The following is a 14,531-nucleotide window of genomic DNA, read 5'->3' on the forward strand; positions in this document are numbered from 1 at the left end:
AATGGTGGCCCCCATGTCTTCCTCCGTGATCCCCCCGACGCCGAGCGCCGCCGACTATGCCGACAGCGGCGACCGGGCACTGATCCCGGAGACCGCCGATCCCATCGGACTGTTCCGGCAATGGATGGCCGATGCCCGCGCCGCCGAGCTGAACGATTCGAACGCCATGTCTCTCGCCACGGTGGACGCGGACGGAACCCCCGATGTCCGCATTGTGCTCCTAAAAGGCGTCGACGCGGCCGGCTTCACCTTCTTCACCAACCTGGAAAGCGCCAAGGGTGTCCAGCTTGCAGCCCAGCCGCAGGCCGCCCTCGGCTTTCACTGGAAAAGCCTGCGCCGCCAGGTCCGCATCCGGGGCAACGTTACCCGAGTGTCCGATGCCGAGGCCGATTCCTACTTCGCCTCGCGCGCGGCGCAGAGCCGCATCAGCGCGATTGCCTCCGACCAGTCCCGCCCGATGGCCGACCGCGCCGTCTTCGAGCAGCGCATCGCCGAAGTCTCCACCATCTATGGCGATGGCCCGGATATTCCGCGTCCGGAGTTCTGGGGCGGCTTCCGACTCGCGCCGACGGAGATCGAGTTCTGGCAGGACCAGGCCTTCCGCATGCACGATCGCCTGAAGCTCTACCGCAAGGGCGACGGCTGGGTCAGCGTCCGGCTTTATCCGTAGTGCGGCTAAAGCGCGTCAATCCGGCAGCCCCGCGCTTCAAGGATATCCCGCATCTGCCAGTAAGCCTTCGGCGTCCGGTACAGCGGAATGCGCGGATGCAGGTGGTGCACGATATGATACTGCATCCCCATCGAGCCGAGATTGCCTAAGATTGCCCGGAAGCTGCGCGTGTCGCGGTACCGGCCTTTGTCTGTAGCCGGATGATGCGGCGCCCAGCTGAGATAGTACTGGATATAGGTCAGCCCGATATGCCGGGGCAGCCACCAGAGCAGCGCCGCCTCGATCGCATAACCGCTCCAGGCTAGCGCAATAAGGACGCCGTAGAACACGAGGTTGTAGATTGCCGCATCCAGCAGCACGTCCGGCCGCCCGATCCGTTTCAGCGTTTCGACATAGCTGTTATTGCCGCCCCGTGCGCCCGGCTGGCGATTCTGGATGCTCTTCCAGATCGCGTGCAGCGGTCCGCCGGCCTGCGTCGAGTGGTCCGGGTCGAGCGCCGGATCGTTCGCATGCGTATGATGTTCCAGATGTGTCAGCCGCGCCACGCGGTAGGGCAGCACCAGCGGAATCGTCGAGAGATGACCCACCATCTGATTCAGCCAGCGCAGATTCGTGCCCGGCTTCGCGATGATGTCATGCTGCGCCTCGTGACTGGGCAGATAGCACGCCGCCACATTGAACGTCGCAATCAGGAACCCCGCCCAAAGTGGCAACACACCGGTAAACACCAGCGGCCACAGTGACAGCCACACCGCAAGATTCGTAAACGCCCAGGCCACGGCAAAATACGGAAACTTGTCAATATGCTGGCGCGCGATCTCGCGCTCCAGCCGGATCAGCTCCGCCTCGGATGTCCCCGCCAGCGCGTTCATATCCAGCGCCCCCTGAACTGCGCGTGCGCCCCCCACAGCCCGCCGATCAGCAGCCCCACGGCCAGCGGCGCCGCGCCAAAGGGCAGGTCCCAACCCGCCCGCTGAATCACCTGCGCAATGAGCGGCGCAAGAAATCCGACCCCAAAAATCAGCGGCATGTGCTGCAGGATCAGTCCGACAAGCTTGAGCATGGATGGCCTCCCAAGAAAAAAGATGACGCATGTGTCATTTTTTGGCAAGGGCTATTCTGGAAACATCGCAATAGGGGGAAACCACCATGAAACTCGGCCTGCAGATCGTCCTCGGTCTCTTCTCGCTCATCCCGCTCGCCTTCGCCGTGATGGGCCTCACCGGCGGCATGGCGGGGGCCGACCCCGCCGCAACCGTCTCGGCCGCCGTCGACAACCAGTACCGCTACATGTCCGGCGTCTACATCCTCGTCACGTTCCTGCTCTGGTACGCGATCCCGCGCATCGAGCGGCATTTCACGCTGATGGCGCTCATCTGCGCCGCGCTCGTCGTCGGCGGCATCGGCCGCCTACTGTCTCAGGGCGCCGTTGGTCCGGGTACGGAGCAGCAGCAGATCGGCGCGATAATCGAGCTCGGATCGCCCATCCTGCTGCTCTGGCTCTGGCTAGTGACACGCCAGAAGAAAGCCTAACGCCGCGCGCAGGCCTCCCAGCCTTCATCGTCGGCCAGCAGGAAGTCCGCCACGCGGTAGGGCTCATCCGTCGCGATTATCACCACGCCGTCATCCACCAGCCGCTGGTACTCGCTGCCATCGCCGTCCTTCCAGTACTGGTCATCAAGCCGCTCGCCCTGGCGCCCCAGCGTGCCGAAGGCGGGCTCCACGCCTTCCTGTAGCAGGCGTTCAAATGCAGGCGGGTCCGGCTCGCGCGTGCCGGTCCAGCCGATCACGCGCGTGCGGTCCACGCCGAGGCCTTCCAGCCGCGCCAGGTCGCGGTCCCCGCGCGCCGACGCGGTCATCATCAGTTCAGGCGCGAGCTTCGCAATCTCGGCCGCCTCGTCATCCGTATAGGAAATCATGATCGCATTGTGCTCGGCCTCCGCCGCCCGCACCGCCTCCACGATATTGCGGAACCCGGTCATCTGCTTGCGGTCCAGTTCCACAATCACGCCGTGCTGCTTGGCCCAGAGCAGCACATCCGTCAGCTTTGGCGGATGAAATCCGGTCACCTCGCCGTCAATGTCCTTCAGCCGGATCTTTGCGGTGTCCGCCCAGTCCGTATCAGCGACATACCCGCTCGCGTCAGCCGTCCGGCCAAACCGGTCGTCATGGTGCAGGTAAAGCACGCCGTCCCGGCTGGTCGCCACGTCGATCTCGAACACGCGTACGCCTTGCGCCAGGCCGAACTGGAGTGTTTCCAGCGCGTTTTCGGGAAATCCCGCCGCCCCGCCGCCGCGGTGCGCGGCCACCAGCGTGCCGCCCGTCTCGCGCAGGCAGTCGAACAGTTCGGGCAAAGGCGGGAGCGGCTCTGCCCGTTCGAAACCGACGGCTGGCGGCACAGCAGCATCCGCCGCAGCTTCCACCGGCGCAGTCTCCGGTCCCCCGCATGCCGCGACAACCGCTATTGCCACCCACAATCCCGGAACTCGCTTCATGCTCCTTGTCCTTTCCTTGCGTCAGCGCATTTGCCCGCATAGACAGGGCATCGCAAAATCACAAGCGCGTCTGGAAAAGGCGCCGCGCCACTTCTGGAGGATGATCATATGAAGGGTATTATGCAGGACTGGCCACTGACCGTGGACAAGATCCTAGAGCACGCGCGCCTGCAGCACGGCAACCGCGAGATTGTCACCCGCCGTGTCGAAGGCCAAATCAGCCGCACCACCTATGCCCAGCTCTATGACATGGCCAAGCAGGTCTCCACCGCCCTGAAAGACACCGGCATCGGCCTCGGCGACCGGGTGGCCACATTGGGGTGGAACTCTGAGCGCCACATGGCCACCTGGTACGGCGCCATGGGCATCGGGGCAGTCCTGCATACGATCAACCCGCGCCTCCATCCCGAGCAGATTGCCTGGATCGCCAACCATGCCGAAGACAAGGTCCTCGTCTTCGACAAGACCTTCCTGCCGATCGTCGAGGCGATCCGCGGCCAGCTGGAAACGGTGAAGACCTTCGTCATCTATGCCGGCGCCGATACGATGCCCGAGAACAAGCTCGGCGCCATCCCGTTCGACATCTGGATCGACGGGCGCTCCACAAATGTCCGCTGGGGCGACTTCCCGGAAGATACGGCCTGCGGCCTCTGCTATACCTCCGGCACCACCGGCAACCCGAAGGGGGTCCTCTATTCCCACCGCTCCAACGTGCTTCACACGCTGGTCACCATGGGCAAGGACGCGATGGGTATGGGCGCCGCCGACTCAGTCCTCCCGGTCGTGCCGATGTTCCATGCCAACGCCTGGGGCCTCGCCATGTCGTGCCCGGCCACCGGCGCCAACATGGTGATGCCCGGCGCCCAGATGGACGGCGCCTCGATCTACGAACTCCTCGACACCGAGAAGGTATCGATCACCGCAGCGGTGCCTACCGTCTGGCTGATGCTACTCACCCACCTGCAGGCCAACAACCTGAAACTGCCTCACCTCAAGAAGGTTATCATCGGCGGCTCCGCCATCCCGGAACGCATCCTGCGCGCTTTTGAGCAGGATTATGAAGTCGATGTCGTCCACGCTTGGGGCATGACTGAAACCTCGCCGCTCGGCACACTCGGCGCCCTTCCGCCGCACCTGATCGATGCCCCGGTCGACGAGCGCATGAAACAGAAACTGAAGCAGGGTCGCCCGCCCTTCGGCGTCGAGCTGCGCCTCGTTGATGATGATGGCAATGTCCTGCCGCGCGACGGTAAGACCTCCGGGCGCCTCCTCGTACGCGGCGCTGCCATCGCCGGCGGCTATTTCAAGGGCGCCGGCGGTCATGTGCTGGACGCTGAAGGTTATTTCGACACCGGCGACGTCGCCACCATCGACGAGATCGGCACAATGACAATCACCGACCGCGCCAAGGACGTGATAAAGTCCGGCGGCGAGTGGATCTCTTCCATTGACATCGAGAACATCGCCGTCGGCCATCCCAAGGTCGCCAACGCTGCCGCCATCGGCATCTACCACCCGAAATGGGACGAGCGCCCGCTTCTGATCGTCCAGCCCAAGCCGGGTGAAAATCCGACCAAGGACGAAATCCTGAAGTCTCTCGAAGGTAAGATCGCCAAGTGGTGGACGCCGGATGATGTCCAGTTCGTTGACAACATCCCCCTCGGCGCCACCGGCAAGATCAACAAGCTGGCTCTGCGCGAGACGTTCAAGGATTACAAGCTGCCGACCGCCTGAGATCCTCCGTGCACAGAGATATCCTGTTCCTGCTGAAGCCGGGTTTCGCCGATCCCGCCCTGCCGGGACAGGATTTCTACTGCTGGCATTGCGCGCTCATCGAAGGCGTCCTCGCTTCCTTTCCGGCGCTCGGCAAGAATCTGGACGTGCACCGCATTGCCTTTCCCCGCCCGCGCGAGGAGGTGATCGCCTTGATCGGAGAGGCCAACCAGTCGCTCCCGGTCCTGGTCCTCGCCGATGACACGCCGGACGGCCTGCCGGGCGCCAGCCATCAGGGGCGCCGCTACGTCAACGAGCCGATGGCCATCCTCGACGTGTTGCACCGCCGCCACGGCTTTCCGCCGCCGCATCCGTAAACCGCCAGCCCATTGCCGGTTTCGCAGAAAGGAATAGGTTGCCCCGCAACGGGAGGCACCACCATGACAACGGACACAGACACTGCAGGCGCGCCGCAATCGGCCGGCTGGCGCGGAAAATTCGCGGGCTTCGCGCTCGGGCTTTCGATCTTCGCCGTCCTCTGGTTCGCCGCCGCCGCCGTCGGCACCAAGCTTGGCCTTTGGAACTGGCAGTTCGGCCTGGGTGTGATGACCATCACCTGGGGGCCTATGCTACTGATGGCCGCCGCCGGTATCTCTGTCCTTGCAGTGATCATCGCCCTCATTAAGGCCCCCCGCAAACATGCCCTGATGCTTGCCGTTGCCGCATTGCTTGTCTCCGGCCTTGCCTTTGGCCGTGTCGCTGCCTTTGGGGCCGGCGCCGCGCGCTTGCCGCCTCTGCACGACATCCAGACCGACTGGGCCGACCCCATCCAGCCGAGCGACGCGCTCTTTACCGAGCGCGAAGCGACTGGCGCCCTCAACCCCATCGAAGACGCGCCCGTTATCGCTGACGGCGCGAATGGCCGCTGGCCCGGCATGGGCGGCCGCCTCGTTTCAGAAGTACAGGAAGAGGCGGAGTTCGACACCGCGACCCACGAGTCGCCGAAGGAAACGCCCTATCCGATGCTCGCCCCGCTGGTCACAGCAGCGGCGCCGGACGCCGCCTACACCGCGGCCCTCGCCGCCGTGGAATCGCGCGGCTGGACCGTGGTTCTCGCTGATCCCGAGGCAGGCACCATCGAAGCCACCGAGGAAAGCTTCTGGTTTGGCTTCAAGGATGACGTGATGATCCGGGTCCGGAGCGACGAGATGGGCGCCCGCATCGACGTGCGCTCCACCAGCCGGGTCGGCCTGTCCGACCTCGGCGCCAACGCCAAACGCGTCCGCAACCTCCTCGACGAAATCGAAACCCGCCTCGGCAAGGGCGCGTAACCCGCGCGAACGCAGGCACAAGCAATCGCTTGTGCCTGCGTCCAGCGCCCAGTCACGGGTTCAGTGTGCCGTCATCCCGCAATCGCCGCAGGCGAAGTCCGGGGGCAGACGTGAGGCAAGCTGCAAAGCCGCCTCACTTGACCCCGGCTTTCGCCGGGGTCAGCGGCAATCCAGAGCGCACCGGAAAGAGCTGCCAGGGAATCCCCCGGGACCGGCCGCTCGCGCAGTCCGGAGAAAAACTTCACCCGCCCCTGCATCCATCCGCGCGTCGCCGCGCATCTCAGATGCAAAGGCCGGAACATTCCGGCTGCCGCAACCCGGAAGACACTGACATGACCACGCAATCCCTTCTCCGCCCTGCTGTCCAGCCTGCGCCTTCGCCGGTGCTCGAGCGCATCTTCGCCGCGCCGGTGCCCGCAAACGACACCGAAGCTGCCCGCGCTTCGCTGATCGTCCGCCGCCGCGAACGCCAGCGCCGCCGCGACGCACGCTGATCCACGTTTCGCTCTCTCGCGAACACTTCAGGGGGCAGCCAGGGGCTGCCCCTCCGTTTTTTCTCAGGCAATGCCCGCCGCTTTCCAAGCTTCTTTCGGCCAGCGGCGGTGCTGCCAGAACCACTGGCCGGGATAGGCGCGCACCTGCGCCTCGATGAAGGCGCTGATCCGCTCGACCGAGCGGCGAATGTCTGCCTCCGGATGACCCGTATCCTCCGGAATGAAAGGCTCGTGGAACTCGATCCGGAAGCGGGCCGGCCCGGTGCGAACGGTCGCGACCGGCACGATCGGCACCTTGTACTTCAGCGCCATCCGCGTTGGCCCGGGCGCGGTCATCGCCTCATGGCCGAAGAAGGAGACGGGAATGCCCTCGTTGAACTTCTGGTCATTCATCAGTGCCACCGGCGCGCCGCGCGAAAGGGCGCGCATCAGCTCGCGCGTGCCGATGCCTTTCGGGGCATTGACCTGCGTGCCATAGGCAGCGCGCAGGTCGGCAATGCGCTTGTCGATGTGCGGATTGTTCAGCGCGCGGTAGGTCATCACGGCGCTCGGGATGCGTTTAGTAATCGCCGCCGGCATGATTTCCCAGTTGGCAAAATGCCCGGAGACGAAAACGGCGCCCTTGCCGCTGTCGCGGATACGGTCCAGCACATCGAGGCCGACGATCTCGACGCGTCCGCCTGTATACGGATCAATCGCCGGAAGGTGCGGCATCTCGCCGGCGGTGCGGCCGACGCTTTCCCAGGCGGCGAGGGCGGTTTCCTCGATCTGCGCGTCGGTCCAGTCCGGAAAGGCAAGTCGCAGGTTGCGGCGCATCGTTTTCTGCTGCGACAGGTGCGGGCCGATCTTCTTGACGAGCCAGCCGCCGAAATCAGACGCCTTGTCCGGACCAAGGGCCTTCATTGGCGCCCAATAGATGACGTCCCAGGCAATGGTCTCCAATCGCCATTGCACCCGCTGCCAGAAAGTGGCGCGGTTGTCGATGTCCTTCGGGCGGACATACTCGGCGGGACCAGGGTCGCTCATCTGTGTCGCCCGTTGAAAAGGGGTGCGAGCAGCGCGTCAAGCGCCGCCTCGTCCTCGAACACGGCCTTGACCGGAAAAACAAGCGTCGCGGCGCGCATCTCGGAGGGAAGACGGATATAATCTTTCGATGTGGTGATGAGGCGCGCGCCGTCACGGACGGCGAGGTCTTTGAGGAGGGAGAGATCGCCTGACGTGTACGGATGATGGTCCGCAAAGGGCACTTCATCCTGCACATCGGCGCCCGCGGCCTTGAGGCTGTCAAAGAATTTCTGTGGCCGCCCGATGCCGGCAAAGGCGACGAGCGGGCCGGATGGGGCGGCCTCGGTGGCTTTCAGATGCGCGCGCAGGACGGGCTTGCCGCTGGCGGTGACTTTCGCCGGCACCGGGCCTTCGCCCATCAGGATCACGGCGTCCGCGCGGGCAATGCCGGAAGCGACCGGCTCGCGCAACGGACCTTTCGGCAGGACATGGCCGTTGCCGAAGGGCGCGCCGGCATCAATCACGATGAAGGTGAAATCCTTGGCGAGCGCCGGGTTCTGGTGGCCGTCATCCATCAGAATGATTTCGGTGCCGGCTTCGGTCAAGGCCTGCGCGGCGGCGGCGCGGTCGCGGCCGATCCAGGCCTCGCCGGCAGCGGCCAGGAGCAGGGGCTCGTCGCCAACATCGCGGAAGGTGTGGCGGGAAGGGTCAACCTTCAGCGGGCCGGGCTCGCGCCCGCCGTGGCCGCGCGAGAGGGTCGCGGCGCGCAGGCCGCGCGCGGTGATCCGTTCAAGGATCGCTTCGGCAACCGGGGTTTTGCCCGCGCCGCCGGCCGTGAGGTTGCCGATGCAGATGACGCGCGCGGATACACGCGCCGGCACAGCTTTCGCGAGCTTGCGGTTGAAGCCCCAGAGGTAGAGCCAGGTCAGCGGGGTCAGCAGGGCGCGGGTGAGCGGGGCGGCCTCCCGGGAGGAGGGATCAAGGCCCGCCGACCAGAAGTGCGGACCTTTCACCGGCCGGGTCCTGCCGTGTCGAGCAGAGGCTTGGGGATCAGCGGCAGAAGGGCGTCGAGCGTGGCGATCATCGGCGCATCGGCATCCGCTTCCAGCGCGGCGACGGCCGCTTCGGAGATGGGAGGTGGGCTAGCGAGGCCGGCGGCGAGGTCTCCGGAATCGTTCACGGTACGGACGAGCCCGCGCGCTTCGAGATCGGCCATCATGGCGGCGAAGTTGAACACCAGGGGGCCGGTCAGAACGGGTTTGCGCAGGCGTACGGGCTCCAGCGGATTATGCCCGCCGACATCGGCTGCATGACCGCCGCCAAGATAGACGACATCAGCGAGGCGCAGCCAGACGCCCATCTCGCCCATCGTGTCGGCCAGCAGCACGCGATCGCGCGGCGAGGGCACGTCGCCTTTTGAGCGGCGGGCGAAAGGCAGCCGGCGGGATTTCAAGAGGTCCGCAATCTCGTCGCCGCGCTCCGGATGGCGAGGCACGATGATCAGGGCGGTATCGGTAAAGCGCTCGATGGCGTCGAGAAAGAGTTCTTCCTCGCCTGGATGGGTGGAGGCGGCGACGAAGCAGCGGCGGCCATTGACAAAGGTGGTGGACAGGCGTGTCAGGTCGGCGGGGTTAGCCTCCGGCGGAGACTGGGCGGATTTCAGGTTGCCGGGCACGCGCACGGCGCGGCCAAGAAGGCGTTCAAGCCGGGCGCCGGTGTCCGGGTCGGCGGCGAGAATGACGTCGAAGCTACCGATCAGTGTACGGAAGAGGCCTGTGAAACGGCCCCATCCGTCGGCGGAGGAATCGGTCATCCTTGCATTGACGAGCGCCCGGCGGGCGCCGGCCTTGCCGGCCTCGAGGATGAGGTTTGGCCAGATCTCGCCTTCCGCAAAGACACAGAGGTCCGGCTTCCAGTGCTGGATGAAGCGGCGCGCCGCCATCGGCGTATCGAGCGGCGCCATGGCGTGGATGGCGTTCTCCGGCAGTTCCTTGCCCATCAGGCGCGCGGAGGTCTGCGTCTGGCTGGTGAAGACCAGCATGATTCCCGGGCGCGCGGCGATTAGCCGGCGCCCGAGTTCCAGCAGGACGCGGCTCTCGCCGACACTGGCGCCGTGCAGCCAGACGAGCGGGCCCGGCCGGCGCGGGGGAAGGCGTTTGGCGTAGCGTTCGTTGAGGCGGAGGATGTCTTCCTTGCCGTTGTTGGCGCGCGCATTCAGCGCAAAACCGAGCAGCGGCGCGGCGAGGCGGGTGGCCAGCTGGTAGGTGAACAGCGCGGGCGTCATTCAGGTCGCAGCTCCAGCGAGGTCCGGCAGGGGCTTGTATCCGGCCAGATCTTCGGCCCGCCGCGTAGCGATATCCATGCCGGTTTGCAACGCTTCGGTCAGCGCGTCGAGGCTGACCTCGCGGCCGCAGAGGATCGGCGGCCCGAAAACGATGGCGCCGCGGGCGAAGGGGAGGGGAATGATGAACCGGTCCCAGGTATCGAGCCGCGGGGCAGGTTTTGAGGCGATGGCATAGGGCAGGATCGCGGCGCCGGCGCGCTGGGCGAGGGTCGCGGCGCCGGGGCTGGCGCGGCGGCGCGGGCCGCGGGGACCATCAGGTGTCATGCAGATAAAGCCGCCTTCGCGCAGGCGCGTGCTGGCCTCTGCGATGGCGCGCGCGCCGCCCTTGTCCTTGTTGACTTTCTTCTTGTTGGACTTCGAGCCGCGCACGACATCGAGATCGAGATGGCGGATCGCTTCGGCTACCGCCGCGCCATCCGGCGAAAGGGAAATCATCATGGCCGCGCGGGCGCGGCGTTCCGGCCAGGAGCGCACGCACTGCGTCCAGCCGGAGGGCATGAGGAGTATTGTCTCGTGCCAGCAAGTGATGACGAGGCCGCCGGGATGTTGACGCAGGAAAGCGCGCGCGTCCTCGGCCCCCTCGATGCGCCAGCGCGTCGTACGCCCGACAAGCGCCATCCAGGCCCAGATAATGTAGCCGAGGAGACTTGCAATCAGGGGCGAGCGAAGCAGCGATTTCATCGGCGGGGTTATACTTTGCTTCGCCGTTCCCGCTACAGGGGCTTGGATGACGGTTTGGAGAGGGATACAGCGGCGCAAATGGCGGGCGGCGGCGGATGGTGGGCGATGCAGGGTTCGAACCTGCGACCCCTGCCGTGTGAAGGCAGTGCTCTACCACTGAGCTAATCGCCCGCCGCGAGCCGGTGGCGTAGTCGGCAAGGCGAAAGAGGTCAAGCGCGTATGTAAGCGGCGCTTGAAACGTCAGATTCGGAGGTTATGTGCCTTAGCGCGACGCGCTCAACGCGCCTGAACGGGTTATAGCTTGAGCTACGAGCCATGCAGGAACGCATGAGGCGAAGACGCTGTCCCGAGAATGGGCGACACGGCCTGTCAAACTTGTGACAGAGCGTCGCAATATCGGCTTTGCCCTTTGGTCCTGTGGGGGCGGCAGTTTTTACGCAGATGTCCGCAAAGTCAGGTGTTTATGAACAGATGTTCATGCTGAATGTTTGTTCATCTTGCAAACTTAACAAAGTGTCACCCTAAATTACCCTTGAGAAAACCTGCAAACATTGTCATCTACCCGACATACAAGACGGGCCAAGCAAGGTCCGCAGTATGAACCCTAAGAAGGACAGGCACGGCGGCCCCGGCCGCCATAGTGATAACAAGCCTGGAGAGAGCAGAGTGAAAGACTGGTGTGACGAAGATGGCGCTCGGCGCCTTCGCGAGAAAATCAATGCGTACTGGGCAGAGCGTGGCTACGAAGTCGATGTCAACCTTGTAGAGGCAGGCTTTGTGCCCGCAATGCGGAGCGCACGTACAGACGTGCGGTCCAATATGGTCAATGGCATGCCCCGTCGGCGTGCCCTTGGCGAAGGCGGATCCTCCCGTCCGACCTATCGCCCCCGAGGCGAAGCAACGGCCTGATCCTTCAGGCCTGCCAAAGCTGAAACAAGCTGGGCATAGTGGCTGATGGTGACATCAGCGGCGATGGCTTCAGGTGTTTCGGCCTCGTAACCGAAGGTCACAAACACGAAGGGCAGTCCGGCATTCCGGGCTGCCCTTTCGTCTGTGCGGCTGTCGCCCACAAACAGCGCGCGGGCCGGATCGCCGCCGGCTTCGATGAGGGTTTCGAAGACGTGGTCGGCATGGGGTTTGCGGTTGGATGCGCGGTCGGCGCCGAAGATGACGTCGAAATGGCCGGAGAGGCCGAGTTCGGCGATGAGCCGGACACTCAGATCCTGGCGCTTGTTGGTGCATACGGCCAGCGCGGCGCCTTCGGCGCGCAGGGTTTCCAGGGCCGCAACAGCGCCTTCGAAGGGCCGTGAGCCGACCGCGATGTTGGCAACATAATAGGCGATGAACCGTTCGAACGCCGCGTCCATTTCTGTAGCAGACAATACAGCGCCCTGCGTTCTGAGGCCGGTCTCGATCATGGCGCGGGCACCGTGGCCGATCATTTCCGCGACCGCCGACAGGCTGACCGGTGCAAGGCCCATTCTGGTGAGGACGTGGTTGAGAGCGCCGAGAAGGTCCGGCGCGGTATCTACCAGCGTACCATCGAGATCGAAGAGGATCGTCCAGCCTTCGAAGCTACCTGTTTGCCCCTCGTCCATCCCGCGTTCGCCCTCGCCAAGCTGCGGGGTTTCGTCTAGGCGAAGGGGCTCAATAAAGCGAGAGGGAGCCTGCCTTTGACCCAAGCGCCGAAACAGCGCGCCGCTGTCATCCTCGCGGCCGGAAAGGGCACGCGGATGAAGTCTGCCCTGCCGAAAGTGATGCACGAAGTGGGCGGCCGCCCGATGATGGACTGGTCATTAGCCCTGGCCCGGGAGGCGGGCTGCGCGCGGATCGTGGCGGTGGTGCATCCCTCGCAGGACGTGCTGATCGCGTACCTGAAGGCGCGCCATCCGGATGTGGGAATCGCCTTCCAGGACCCGCCGCAGGGAACGGGACATGCGGTGCGGTGTGCGGAAGAGGCGCTGTCGGGATTCGAGGGCGAACTGGCCGTGCTGTACGGCGACAGCCCGCTGGTGCCGGCTTCGGTCATCGAGGCCCTGTTCGCGGGCGTGGCCGGCGGGGCGGCGCTGGGCGTGCTCGGCTTCGAGGCGGCGGACCCCGGCCTCTATGGCCGGCTGCTTACCAATGCGGCGGGCGATCTGGAGGCAATTGTCGAGGCGCGCGAGGCGACGCCGGAACAGCTCAGGGTCCGGCTATGCAACTCAGGGGTGATGGCCGGACGCGCCAAGGATATGTTCCGGCTCTTGCAAAAAATTACAAACGCGAACGCCAAGGGGGAGTATTACCTCACCGACCTGGTCGGGCTGGCCCGGGCCGAAGGAGGCCGTTGCGCGCTGGTCGCCGCCACTGAGGATGACCTCATAGGCTGCGACTCGAAGAATGATCTAGCCGAAGCAGAAGGCATTTTTCAGGCAAGGCGGCGCATAGCGCTTATGGAAAGCGGTGTCACCCTGGTTGCGCCCGAAACCGTCTTCTTCGCGCATGACACAGCGATTGCCGCCGACGTGGTCGTCGAGCCGCATGTGGTGTTTGCCCCCGGCGTGACGGTGGCGGCAGGTGCGCGCATCCGGGCGTTCAGCCATCTGGAGGGCGCGGTGGTCGGCGCCGATTGCGAGATCGGCCCTTATGCGCGGCTGCGGCCCGGCACCGTGCTGGCAGCGGGCGTGAAGATTGGCAATTTCGTGGAGACAAAGAACACCGCGATGGGCGAGGGCGCAAAGGCGAACCACCTCGCCTATCTGGGTGATGGCACGATCGGCGCGGGCGCCAACATCGGCGCGGGCACCATCTTCTGCAACTATGACGGCTTCCTGAAACACCAGACGGATGTGGGCGCGGGCGCGTTTGTCGGCTCGAACTCGGCGCTGGTGGCTCCGGTCAGCATCGGCGACGGGGCCTATGTCGGCTCCGGCAGCGTCATCACCAAGGACGTGCCGGCGGATGCGTTGGCGGTGGCGCGCGCGCCGCAGATGACGCGCGAAGGCTGGGCGAAAAACTTCCGTACACGGAAAGCGGCCGAAAAGGCAGCCAAGGGCAAGCCAAAGAACCAGAAGGGTTGAGGCCGGCACATGGCACATGAAACCGAAAAGCAGAATGCCGCCGCCGCCGCGATGGAGTATGTCGAAGACGGCATGACCATCGGCCTCGGCACGGGCTCGACAGCGAAGTATTTCGTGGAACTGCTGGCCGACGAGATTGCCGACGGGCTGATCGTGCGCTGCATCGAGACGAGCAACCAGACGCGGGATCTCGCGCGTAGTCTCGGCGTGCCGCTGATCCCTTTCGAGCAGGTAGACAGAATCCACCTGACCGTGGACGGTGCGGACGAGGCGGGGCCGGGCGGCGTGCTGATCAAGGGCGGCGGCGCGGCGCTGCTGCGCGAAAAGATCATCGCCAACGCGTCCGACCACATGGTTGTGATCGCAGATCCGACGAAGGACGTGCAGGCCATCGGCGCGTTTCCGCTGCCCGTGGAGGTGACGCCGTTCGGCTACACGATCACGGCGAAGAAGGTGCACGACGCGCTGGTGGCCGCCGGCGTCGAGCGCCCGCGCGTGGAGCTGCGCAAGGCGCCGCGCAGTACGGACCTGCTGGTCACCGATGGCGGCAACTACATTCTCGATTGCCATTGCGGACTTATCCCGGACCCGCCGAAGGCGGCGGCGTTCCTGTCTGGCACGCCGGGTGTGGTGGAGCATGGCCTGTTCATCGGCATCGCGCGCACCGTGATTTTCGGGACGGAATCCGGCGCCCGCATCATTGAATACTAGGCCGGCGCGCCACACATCAGGGCGCCAA

Annotated in this window: 16 protein-coding genes and 1 tRNA gene; 8 read left to right on the forward strand and 9 right to left on the reverse strand. The window is 65.1% G+C overall.

Translation table 11 applies throughout. The annotated features are described in order from the left end of the window. The first annotated feature begins 13 nt into the window (after window positions 1-13). Window positions 14-670 (forward strand): pyridoxamine 5'-phosphate oxidase, encoded by a 657-nt coding sequence (pdxH, locus tag Q0C17_RS10535; protein ID WP_291205570.1) that lies wholly within the window; start codon window positions 14-16, stop codon window positions 668-670. 5 nt (window positions 671-675) lie between these two features. Here pdxH and Q0C17_RS10540 read toward each other — a convergent pair whose 3' ends face one another. After that, window positions 676-1,542, reverse strand: a complete 867-nt coding sequence (locus Q0C17_RS10540) for a fatty acid desaturase (protein ID WP_291205574.1) — start codon at window positions 1,540-1,542, stop codon at window positions 676-678. After that, window positions 1,539-1,733, reverse strand: coding sequence for a hypothetical protein (locus tag Q0C17_RS10545; RefSeq protein WP_291205577.1), 195 nt, complete (start codon window positions 1,731-1,733; stop codon window positions 1,539-1,541). The genes Q0C17_RS10540 and Q0C17_RS10545 overlap by 4 nt, the downstream gene beginning before the upstream one ends. Before the next feature lie 86 nt (window positions 1,734-1,819). Between Q0C17_RS10545 and Q0C17_RS10550 the strand changes: the two genes are divergently transcribed. Next, on the forward strand, window positions 1,820-2,203 hold the full coding sequence (locus Q0C17_RS10550) for a DUF4345 domain-containing protein (protein ID WP_291205580.1): 384 nt from the start codon (window positions 1,820-1,822) through the stop codon (window positions 2,201-2,203). Here Q0C17_RS10550 and Q0C17_RS10555 read toward each other — a convergent pair. Continuing rightward, a complete protein-coding gene (locus Q0C17_RS10555) occupies window positions 2,200-3,165 on the reverse strand; it encodes a glycerophosphodiester phosphodiesterase family protein (protein WP_291205583.1) in 966 nt (321 codons plus the stop codon). The genes Q0C17_RS10550 and Q0C17_RS10555 overlap by 4 nt on opposite strands. Before the next feature lie 108 nt (window positions 3,166-3,273). Between Q0C17_RS10555 and Q0C17_RS10560 the strand changes: the two genes are divergently transcribed. From Q0C17_RS10560 to Q0C17_RS10575, 4 genes are all read left to right on the forward strand, one after another. Further along, on the forward strand, window positions 3,274-4,899 hold the full coding sequence (locus tag Q0C17_RS10560) for a long-chain-fatty-acid--CoA ligase (protein ID WP_291205586.1): 1,626 nt from the start codon (window positions 3,274-3,276) through the stop codon (window positions 4,897-4,899). A gap of 8 nt (window positions 4,900-4,907) precedes the next feature. Continuing rightward, on the forward strand, window positions 4,908-5,255 hold the full coding sequence (locus Q0C17_RS10565) for a DUF3088 domain-containing protein (protein ID WP_291205589.1): 348 nt from the start codon (window positions 4,908-4,910) through the stop codon (window positions 5,253-5,255). A 63-nt stretch (window positions 5,256-5,318) separates the two neighbouring features. Beyond that, window positions 5,319-6,209 carry a DUF1499 domain-containing protein gene (locus Q0C17_RS10570; RefSeq protein WP_291205591.1) on the forward strand — a complete coding sequence of 297 codons (891 nt, stop codon included), beginning with the start codon at window positions 5,319-5,321 and terminating at the stop codon, window positions 6,207-6,209. 332 nt (window positions 6,210-6,541) lie between these two features. Then, the gene (locus Q0C17_RS10575) at window positions 6,542-6,703 is read left to right on the forward strand and encodes a hypothetical protein (protein ID WP_291205594.1); all 162 of its coding nucleotides are present in this window, start codon (window positions 6,542-6,544) and stop codon (window positions 6,701-6,703) included. Between the two features lie 63 nt (window positions 6,704-6,766). On the opposite strand, the gene Q0C17_RS10580 is transcribed toward Q0C17_RS10575, so the two are convergent. From Q0C17_RS10580 to Q0C17_RS10605, 6 genes are all read right to left on the reverse strand, one after another. Beyond that, window positions 6,767-7,729, reverse strand: coding sequence for a lysophospholipid acyltransferase family protein (locus Q0C17_RS10580; RefSeq protein WP_291205597.1), 963 nt, complete (start codon window positions 7,727-7,729; stop codon window positions 6,767-6,769). Next, window positions 7,726-8,721 carry a tetraacyldisaccharide 4'-kinase gene (gene lpxK, locus Q0C17_RS10585; RefSeq protein ID WP_291205600.1) on the reverse strand — a complete coding sequence of 332 codons (996 nt, stop codon included), beginning with the start codon at window positions 8,719-8,721 and terminating at the stop codon, window positions 7,726-7,728. The genes Q0C17_RS10580 and lpxK overlap by 4 nt, the downstream gene beginning before the upstream one ends. After that, on the reverse strand, window positions 8,718-9,992 hold the full coding sequence (locus Q0C17_RS10590) for a 3-deoxy-D-manno-octulosonic acid transferase (RefSeq protein ID WP_291205602.1): 1,275 nt from the start codon (window positions 9,990-9,992) through the stop codon (window positions 8,718-8,720). The genes lpxK and Q0C17_RS10590 overlap by 4 nt, the downstream gene beginning before the upstream one ends. Further along, entirely contained in the window at window positions 9,993-10,733 is a 741-nt protein-coding gene (locus Q0C17_RS10595; protein ID WP_291205605.1) for a lysophospholipid acyltransferase family protein, read from the reverse strand. It lies immediately after the preceding gene. Between the two features lie 96 nt (window positions 10,734-10,829). Further along, window positions 10,830-10,904, reverse strand: a tRNA-Val gene (locus Q0C17_RS10600). A 707-nt stretch (window positions 10,905-11,611) separates the two neighbouring features. Next, entirely contained in the window at window positions 11,612-12,331 is a 720-nt protein-coding gene (locus Q0C17_RS10605; protein ID WP_291205608.1) for an HAD hydrolase-like protein, read from the reverse strand. A 75-nt stretch (window positions 12,332-12,406) separates the two neighbouring features. On the opposite strand from Q0C17_RS10605, the gene glmU reads away from it, so the two are divergent. Beyond that, window positions 12,407-13,792 carry a bifunctional UDP-N-acetylglucosamine diphosphorylase/glucosamine-1-phosphate N-acetyltransferase GlmU gene (glmU, locus tag Q0C17_RS10610; protein WP_291205611.1) on the forward strand — a complete coding sequence of 462 codons (1,386 nt, stop codon included), beginning with the start codon at window positions 12,407-12,409 and terminating at the stop codon, window positions 13,790-13,792. Between the two features lie 9 nt (window positions 13,793-13,801). Beyond that, window positions 13,802-14,503 carry a ribose-5-phosphate isomerase RpiA gene (gene rpiA / locus Q0C17_RS10615; RefSeq protein ID WP_291205614.1) on the forward strand — a complete coding sequence of 234 codons (702 nt, stop codon included), beginning with the start codon at window positions 13,802-13,804 and terminating at the stop codon, window positions 14,501-14,503. Window positions 14,504-14,531: the final 28 nt, after the last annotated feature.

Source organism: Hyphomonas sp. (genome assembly GCF_022844445.1).
Classification (GTDB): Bacteria; Pseudomonadota; Alphaproteobacteria; order Caulobacterales; family Hyphomonadaceae; genus Hyphomonas.

What these genes read in the sequence shown, in the direction of transcription:
- Q0C17_RS10540 (WP_291205574.1), bottom strand. Translation starts at nt 1,542, where the DNA reads ATGAACGCGCTGGCGGGGACATCCGAGGCGGAGCTGATCCGGCTGGAG.
- Q0C17_RS10595 (WP_291205605.1), bottom strand. Translation starts at nt 10,733, where the DNA reads ATGAAATCGCTGCTTCGCTCGCCCCTGATTGCAAGTCTCCTCGGCTAC.
- Q0C17_RS10580 (WP_291205597.1), bottom strand. Translation starts at nt 7,729, where the DNA reads ATGAGCGACCCTGGTCCCGCCGAGTATGTCCGCCCGAAGGACATCGAC.
- Q0C17_RS10590 (WP_291205602.1), bottom strand. Translation starts at nt 9,992, where the DNA reads ATGACGCCCGCGCTGTTCACCTACCAGCTGGCCACCCGCCTCGCCGCG.
- Q0C17_RS10570 (WP_291205591.1), top strand. Translation starts at nt 5,319, where the DNA reads ATGACAACGGACACAGACACTGCAGGCGCGCCGCAATCGGCCGGCTGG.
- pdxH (WP_291205570.1), top strand. Translation starts at nt 14, where the DNA reads ATGTCTTCCTCCGTGATCCCCCCGACGCCGAGCGCCGCCGACTATGCC.
- Q0C17_RS10550 (WP_291205580.1), top strand. Translation starts at nt 1,820, where the DNA reads ATGAAACTCGGCCTGCAGATCGTCCTCGGTCTCTTCTCGCTCATCCCG.
- rpiA (WP_291205614.1), top strand. Translation starts at nt 13,802, where the DNA reads ATGGCACATGAAACCGAAAAGCAGAATGCCGCCGCCGCCGCGATGGAG.
- Q0C17_RS10575 (WP_291205594.1), top strand. Translation starts at nt 6,542, where the DNA reads ATGACCACGCAATCCCTTCTCCGCCCTGCTGTCCAGCCTGCGCCTTCG.
- Q0C17_RS10545 (WP_291205577.1), bottom strand. Translation starts at nt 1,733, where the DNA reads ATGCTCAAGCTTGTCGGACTGATCCTGCAGCACATGCCGCTGATTTTT.
- Q0C17_RS10555 (WP_291205583.1), bottom strand. Translation starts at nt 3,165, where the DNA reads ATGAAGCGAGTTCCGGGATTGTGGGTGGCAATAGCGGTTGTCGCGGCA.
- Q0C17_RS10605 (WP_291205608.1), bottom strand. Translation starts at nt 12,331, where the DNA reads ATGGACGAGGGGCAAACAGGTAGCTTCGAAGGCTGGACGATCCTCTTC.
- Q0C17_RS10560 (WP_291205586.1), top strand. Translation starts at nt 3,274, where the DNA reads ATGAAGGGTATTATGCAGGACTGGCCACTGACCGTGGACAAGATCCTA.